At 71.3% G+C, this 3,443-nt stretch carries 5 protein-coding genes and 1 pseudogene; 1 reads left to right on the top strand and 5 read right to left on the bottom strand.

Features of this window, described 5'->3' with window-relative positions; all coding sequences use genetic code 11:
• From P409_RS29785 to P409_RS41320, 4 genes are all read right to left on the bottom strand, one after another.
• Positions 1-516, bottom strand: a 516-nt coding sequence (locus tag P409_RS29785) for an MFS transporter (RefSeq protein ID WP_152613615.1), incomplete at its 3' end; no start/stop codon positions are given.
• A gap of 68 nt (positions 517-584) precedes the next feature.
• Complete coding sequence (locus P409_RS29780) at positions 585-1,151, bottom strand: helix-turn-helix domain-containing protein (RefSeq protein WP_052121567.1); 567 nt, start codon at positions 1,149-1,151, stop codon at positions 585-587.
• 164 nt (positions 1,152-1,315) lie between these two features.
• Positions 1,316-1,957, bottom strand: a complete 642-nt coding sequence (locus tag P409_RS29775; protein ID WP_034846947.1) for an HD domain-containing protein — start codon at positions 1,955-1,957, stop codon at positions 1,316-1,318.
• 10 nt (positions 1,958-1,967) lie between these two features.
• The gene (locus P409_RS41320) at positions 1,968-2,090 is read right to left on the bottom strand and encodes a hypothetical protein (protein WP_274519186.1); all 123 of its coding nucleotides are present in this window, start codon (positions 2,088-2,090) and stop codon (positions 1,968-1,970) included.
• Between the two features lie 184 nt (positions 2,091-2,274).
• On the opposite strand from P409_RS41320, the gene P409_RS29770 reads away from it, so the two are divergent.
• Positions 2,275-3,255: a GlxA family transcriptional regulator gene (locus P409_RS29770; protein WP_034846945.1), complete on the top strand. Its 981-nt coding sequence runs from the start codon at positions 2,275-2,277 to the stop codon at positions 3,253-3,255.
• Between the two features lie 3 nt (positions 3,256-3,258).
• Here the strand turns inward: P409_RS29770 and P409_RS29765 are convergent.
• Positions 3,259-3,443 (bottom strand): annotated as a pseudogene (locus tag P409_RS29765) (LysR family transcriptional regulator); the annotation flags it as partial.

Raw genomic sequence — 3,443 nt, 5'->3', positions numbered from 1 at the left:
GGTCAGCGCGGCGCTGCCCAGCAGCACCCAGCGCCAGGGTGCAACCTCGACGCCCAGCCCGGCCAGGATGCTGCCGGTGGCGAAGCCGACCGGGAAGAAAGTGCTCCACAGCGCCAGGGCGCTCGACCGCTGCACCGGGGAGGCCGTGGCGATGGTCAGGGTCGGGGCGGCGACCGCGACGGCGAGATAGGCCGCGGCCTCGACGATGCGCCACAGGAACATGCCGATCACGGCCGAGGTGGCGGCCATGCCGGCGGCGGCGACCGCCAGCAGCAGCAGGCCGGCCAGCAAGGCGCGGCGGGCGCCCACCCGGCTGATGACGACCCCGGCGAACAGCCCCAGCGTGGCGCCGCCGATCTCCAGCAGCGACACCAGCAGCGCGGCGGTGGTGAGGTCGAGGCCGAGGTCGCGCTGCATCGGCGGTAGCAGCGCAGACAGCTTGCCGAGCTGCGCCGCCGCGGCCACGCCGGCGGCGTAGATCACCAGGATCGCGGCCCAGGATCCGCGGGACGACATGATCACTCCGTGTTCAGGGACGGCGCGATCCTAGCGGGGCAGCGGGGAGGGGCGGCTGAATAAGATATTCAGGCAATGGTCTCGGCCAGGCGCACGAAGGCGCCGTCGGACAGCTGCAGCCGGGTCCAGCGCATGCGGCCCTGGCGGATCGGGACGATCGGCGAGTCGTTGGCGCTGGTCGCGATCTCGACCGCGGGCGGCTCGGCCTCGAACCAGCCCTCATCGGTCAGGGCGGCCTCGGCGGCCTGGATCTCCGGCGTGGCGAAGCGCCAGAGCGAGACGCCCAGCAACTCCGGCGTGCGGAAGTTCCAGTCCTGGCTGCGCCCCCGCGAGGCGGCCAGCAGCCGGTGCGTCAGGTCGCAGACCAGATGGGAGCTGCCGAGAGACTGAGTGACCAGCCGGGCCAGGGCGTGGTCGCCGGCGCTGTCCAGCCGTGCGCTCATCAGCCGGCGCAGGCGGGCCTGCTCATCGGCGTCGGGGACCAGCGTGCCGGCCTCCCAGCGCGACACCATCGCCTGCGACACCTGCAGCAGCTCGGCGGCATGAGCCTGCTTGACCCGCCGTAGCGCGCGCCACAGCCGCAGCGAGCGGCCGAGGCCGTCGGCGGCGCAGATGCTGTATCCCGGGGCGGCCATGATGACGCAAAGATGGGCCTGGCGGGGCCGGCTGTCCAGGGCGGTATGAGCCCGCCCGCTGCCGTCATTGCGAGGAGGCGAAGCCGATGAAGCAATCCAGGGGCCGGTTCGCACCGGCCCCTGGATTGCTTCGCTGCGCTCGCAATGACGCGGCGGGAAGGGCTTCAGCTCTCCCAGTCCGAGTTCAGGATCACCTCGGTGAAGTCGACCCGCTTGTAGGTCGGGTCCATCCGGGCCAGCACGTCGGCCTTCACATTGCCGAAGGTGGTCTCGGGCTTGCGGATGGTGCCGTGGGCGAAGGCCTCGATGATGCCGTGCTTGAAGTCGGGGCCGCGCGGATGGGCGTGCACCACTTGGCGGCGTTGCTCCTGGGTGAAATCATGGAAGGCAAGGCCCAGCACGTCCATCTCCACACCGGCCGTGACCAGCGCCACCACCGGGTGCTTGTGCTCCGGGATGCCCGGCGTGGTGTGCAGGGCGATCGAATCCCACACCAGGTCGATGTCGGCATCGGCGATGCCGTGCCGCTTCAGGAAGTCGCGCGCGGCGTTGGCGCCGTCGACCTCGAAGCGCAGGTCGGGGCTCGAATAGGCATCGGTCAGCCCCATGTCGTGGAACATCGCCCCGGCATACAGCAGCTCGGGATCGAACTTCAGGCCCTTGCGCTGCCCGGTCAGAGCGCCGAACAGGTAGACCCGGGTCGAGTGGTGGAACAGCAGGTCGCTCTCGGTATCGCGCACCAGCTCGGTGATCTCGCGCGCCATGGCGCTGTCGGGGATGCGGATGCCGGCGATGGAATCGGTCATGGTCCTGTCCTCAATCGATGCTGCGGGCGGCGATCGGGTCGCTGGCGGGGAAGGTCTCTTCCAGCGCCTCGTCCAGCCAATGGTCCTGCCGGTCGGGGGCCGGCGCGGCGGGGGTGTCCTGGGTGTCGCTCATGGTCCGGCCCTCTCTTGGTTCAGGTCGTCGGCGGTCGCCGCCGGCCCCTCCTATGTGCGTCCGGGCCGCCCTCCGCCTCAACGCGGCGGGAGCGCCGCTTCCGGACAAGCGCACGCGCAAATCGGACATTGCGGCCGGGCGGCGGCCGTGGGATCGGTCGACGGGTGCAGAGAGGGGTAGACGGATGCCGGTGCGGACGGTCGCGATCGCCATCTTTCCGGGCGTGCAGGCGCTGGATGTCGCCGGGCCGGTCGACGTCTTCGCCGAGGCCAACGGCTTCATCGCCGGCGGCGATCGCTACGAGACGCTGCTGGTCGCGGCCGACACCGCGCCTTTGCGCGCCTCGAACGGCATGCAGATGGTCGCCGATCGCAGCTTCGCCGAGGCCGAGGAGCCGTTCTCGATGGTGCTGGTCGCCGGCGGCCCCGGCCTGCCGACGGCACCGGCCGATCCCGGGCTGTCGGATTGGCTGAGAGCGGCCGCGGGTCGGGCGGAGCTGCACGGGTCGATCTGCACCGGCGCCTTTGCCTTCGGCCATGCCGGGCTCTTGGACGGCCATCGCGTCACCACGCATTGGCAGAACGCGCCGCGCCTGGCCGAGCTGTTCCCGAAGGCGCGGGTCGAGCTCGACCGGATCCATCTGCGCGACGGGGCGCTGGTGACCTCGGCCGGCGTCACCGCCGGCATCGACCTGGCCCTGGCGCTGGTGGCGGAGCATCACGGCGCCCGGGTGTCGCTTGCGGTGGCCAAGCGGCTGGTGGTGGTGGCGCAGCGCCAGGGCGGCCAGTCGCAGTTCAGCCCCTTCCTGACCGCGCCGGCCGACCCGGAATCGCCGATCGCCAGGGTCCAGGCCCATGTCATGCAGCATATCGGGGCGACCTTCACGGTCGAGGATCTGGGCCGGGTGGCGGGGATGAGCGGCCGCAACCTGGCCCGGCTGTTCGTGCAGGAGACCGAGGTGACGCCGCATGAATTCGTCGAGCGCGCCCGGGTCGACGCCGCCCGCAACCTGCTGGAGGGCAGCGACCGTGCCCTCAAGGCCGTGGCCTATGATTGCGGCTTCGGCAGCCCCGACCGCATGCGCATCGTCTTCATGAAACGCCTCGGCATCACCCCCGCCCAGTACCGCGCCAGCTTCCGGGTGCCGGGGCAGGGCGGGGCCTGAGCGCTATCCCTCCGTCTCATGGCCGAAGTCCCGACCGATCCACCGTTCGGCCAGGAAATCGGCGAACAGTCGGATCTTCGGCGACAGCAGCCGTGTCGGCAGGAACAGGGCCTGCACCGGCGCCGAGGGGCGCTCATGGCCGGCCAGCACCGGCACCAGCCGGCCGGCCGCCACCAGATCGGCGACCT

The sequence above is a fragment of the Inquilinus limosus MP06 genome, from assembly GCF_000767795.1.
GTDB classification, from domain to species: Bacteria; Pseudomonadota; Alphaproteobacteria; order DSM-16000; family Inquilinaceae; genus Inquilinus; species Inquilinus limosus_E.
Note: the sequence above shows the minus strand (reverse complement) of the source record. Positions and strands in the feature narration are given on the sequence as shown.